Below are 2,950 nucleotides of genomic sequence, written 5' to 3'. Positions count from 1 at the left end.
GGCTGCGGGGGTGGGCCAGGGCGGCGGCGCGGGGGTTGGGCGCCGGGGAGTACCTGGAGCTGCCGGGGCAGTGGCACGGGGTGCCCGCGGAGGCGCTGGCGCCCGCGATGAGGAGGCACTTCCTGGGGTGAGGGGGCGGTGGCCGCCGGTGGTGGCTCCGGTGGCTCAGGTGGCCACCGCCCCTGATCCCGCGGTTCAGCGCCGCAGCGAGGCGAGGAACCCGGCCCAACTGGCGCCGGGGAACTCCAGCACGCCACCGTCCGGGCACTTGCTGTCCCGCACCAGAACGCCGCCCCTGCCACCGTCACCGCGTCCGTCGCCGACACGCGCGACCTCGGCGCAGTTGTTGTCCGGCCCACTGCGACTGCTGCGCCGCCACCGCACCGTCCCGCCCATCACGCGCCCAGCCCTTCCATCTCCCGCCGGATGAACGCGCTCGTCTCCTCGGGCGAGAGCGCCACCTCCGCGTTCCGGGTGAAGGCGCCCAGGAACTCCCGGACCTCCCCACCGTCCTCGACCCACTGCCCGCCACCCCGGTGCTCGACGTAGACCAGCGGCGGGTCCTCAACCGGGTCGGGGTAGTTGAGCAGCACGAACGGGCTGACCATCTCGGTGTAGAGCCCGCGCTCGAACGGGATCACCTGGATGGTCACGTTCGGCAGTTCCTGGAGCACGAGCAGGTGGTGCAGCTGCTCCACCATCACCTCGCTCCCACCCGCCACCCGCCGGAACCCCCCTTCGTCCACAACCGCGCGCACCACGAGCGGGTCGCGCTACGCGTGCACCCGCCGCTGCCGCGCCATCCGCGACTCGACGGCCTTCCTGGCCCCGTCGCCCGCCACCGCCCGCAACGTGGTCCGCTGCACGGCCGCCGCGTAGGCGCTCGTCTGGAGCAGTCCGGGCACCAGGGTCTGCTCCACCGTCAGCACCTCGGCCGCGTCCGCCTCGGCCCGCAGGTAGGCCCGGTACTTCAAGGACATCCCTGGGGAGACCTCCACCGGTTTGGCGCTGCTCCTGGCCTCCTCCCACAGCTCCTCGACGGCCCGACGCGCGACGGCGTCCGTGACCCCGCACTGGGCGAGGATGACCTGGAGCGTGGGGTAGTCGGGCATGACGTGCCCGTTCTCGATCTTCGACACGAGCCCGGCGGACTTCCGCAGCGCCAGCGCGATCTCCTCGGGCCGCCGCCCGGCGTCCACCCGGAGCTGGGCGAGCCTCCTCCCCAACTTCCGCTTGGACCGCGTCTGAGTGCTCGGCATGCGCCCTTCCAGGGGTTCGGGACGGCGAGAGCCTATCGCGCGCCCCCGAAGTTCACCCTTCAGGTTCATGCGCTCGGTTCAAATCTCCCGGTAAACTGAACAGCACCGGCCCACTCCCGACAAGTGACCCAGCCGGCACGCACCGCCCGCCGATACCGAAGAACCCGCTGATCCCGAAGGGCGTCCCATGCACCGACCCACTGCTTCCGCCACCCCAGCCACCCCGACCGCGCAGTCGTGGTGGCTGGCCACCCTGGCGGCGGAGGAAGCCCCGCAGCTGTTCGCGATAGCCCACGAGTACCCGGAGACCCAGGAGGGCTGGGTGGCGGCCTACGGCATGGCCTTCCAGGACAGGGCGGAGGTGTCGTCGACGGACGGCGACTTCCGCACGTGCTCGGCGAGCCCGGAAAGCGCACTGACCACGTTCACCCGGCTGGCGAGGGACGAGAAGGGAGTGAAACTCCACCTGATCTGGCTCACCCCACCCCACGGCTCACGCCCGCGGACCAACGCTCAACCGTGACCACCAGACCACCCGGCCGAACCGGCGGAACATCACAACCTGAGCCGGGGCAACAGCCCAGGTGTGCCGGTCTGGCGCTGCTCCGCGATTCGGGGTCTGCCGGGGATGCGGGGTGTGCCAGGGATGGGGGGTGTGCCAGCGATCCGGGGTATGCCAGCAATGCGAGGCGTGCCAGCGATCCGGGGTATGCCAGCGATGCAGGATGCGCCAGGGGGGGCGAACGCGGTACCGGAACGGTCGCGCGTGGCGCGGGGCCAAGCCGGAACAGGTTCGGGCGCAACAACTCCCGTGTGCGACAACTCGGGCAGTGCGGTCGACGCCTTCCAGCCGCCTACCGCAAACACAACCAGCCGCAGCCACAGCTCTCGACCGCCGGCTACAGCTCTCGGCCGCCAGTCACCGCGTCAGCCGCAGTGGCTGTTGTCGGTCGCAGTCACCGTTATCAACCGGAGTTGCCATTGTCGGCCGCAGTCACCATTACCAGCCGCAGTCACCGTTGTCGGCCGCAGTCACCGTTGTCGGCCACAGTCACCGTTGTCGGCCACAGTGGCCTGGGCGGGAAGGAGGTTACCGCCAGACCCGCGCACGCGCGCCGGGCTGAGCACGGGTGCGCGGGTCTTCCGTCGTGGCCGGGGCAGAACTCGTTGTGCGTGAAGCAGGAACCGTCGTGGACCGCGAGAGGCTCGTGGTCGAGCGGGTCACGAGTTGATCGTGGGCCGCAGGTCGCGGCCACAGGCCAACAGGTACTCCCAGGTCCGGCCGCGCTGGTCGGGCGGGTAGCCGCCGTCGCTGGTGCGAACCGGGTAGATCAGGCCGAAGGGTGAGGGCTGGTCGAACTCGTCACCGCTGAGGACGTCGATGAGGTCTCGCTTGTGGCCCATGGTCTCGCTCCTCTTCGAGCGGTGGCCAGTACTCCTTCCCCTGTGGCGGAGGGATCGCCGGGGAGGAATGGAGTCTGGACCGGTTGGTGGGGACCCTGGGATGCCCGGTGCCCACCCGCGTTATGCATCGGGGGGATATTTCCCCCGCACGGCCGAACCGATAACCCAGAGCGACACCACCCGAACAGCAACCCGCACCACCGGAGCAGGTCACCAACCCGCACCACCGGACCAAGTCATCGGCCCGCACCGCCGGACCAAGTCACCAACCCGCATCGCCGGACCAA

At 70.5% G+C, this 2,950-nt stretch carries 3 protein-coding genes and 1 pseudogene; 1 reads left to right on the top strand and 3 read right to left on the bottom strand.

The genetic code is table 11. The features are described from left to right. Window positions 1-195: 195 nt before the first annotated feature. Both ACTUAL_RS06830 and ACTUAL_RS06825 read right to left on the bottom strand, forming a co-directional pair. Window positions 196-396 (bottom strand): DUF397 domain-containing protein, encoded by a 201-nt coding sequence (locus tag ACTUAL_RS06830; protein ID WP_440899655.1) that lies wholly within the window; start codon window positions 394-396, stop codon window positions 196-198. Next, window positions 396-1,259, bottom strand: a pseudogene (locus ACTUAL_RS06825) (helix-turn-helix domain-containing protein). Before ACTUAL_RS06825 ends, ACTUAL_RS06830 begins: the two are co-directional and overlap by 1 nt. 187 nt (window positions 1,260-1,446) lie before the next feature. On the opposite strand from ACTUAL_RS06825, the gene ACTUAL_RS06820 reads away from it, so the two are divergent. Further along, window positions 1,447-1,782, top strand: a complete 336-nt coding sequence (locus ACTUAL_RS06820) for a hypothetical protein (RefSeq protein ID WP_096495925.1) — start codon at window positions 1,447-1,449, stop codon at window positions 1,780-1,782. Window positions 1,783-2,480: 698 nt separating this feature from the next. On the opposite strand, the gene ACTUAL_RS06815 is transcribed toward ACTUAL_RS06820, so the two are convergent. Beyond that, window positions 2,481-2,663 carry a hypothetical protein gene (locus ACTUAL_RS06815; RefSeq protein WP_015803751.1) on the bottom strand — a complete coding sequence of 61 codons (183 nt, stop codon included), beginning with the start codon at window positions 2,661-2,663 and terminating at the stop codon, window positions 2,481-2,483. Between the last annotated feature and the right edge of the window lie 287 nt (window positions 2,664-2,950).

This window comes from Actinosynnema sp. (assembly GCF_052038725.1).
The sequence above is the reverse complement of the archived record's forward strand: the minus strand, read 5'-3'. Positions and strand labels throughout refer to the sequence as shown.

Coding starts and splice junctions, on each gene's coding strand:
- ACTUAL_RS06820 (WP_096495925.1), top strand. CDS start 1,447: ATGCACCGACCCACTGCTTCCGCCACCCCAGCCACCCCGACCGCGCAG.
- ACTUAL_RS06815 (WP_015803751.1), bottom strand. CDS start 2,663: ATGGGCCACAAGCGAGACCTCATCGACGTCCTCAGCGGTGACGAGTTC.
- ACTUAL_RS06830 (WP_440899655.1), bottom strand. CDS start 396: ATGGGCGGGACGGTGCGGTGGCGGCGCAGCAGTCGCAGTGGGCCGGAC.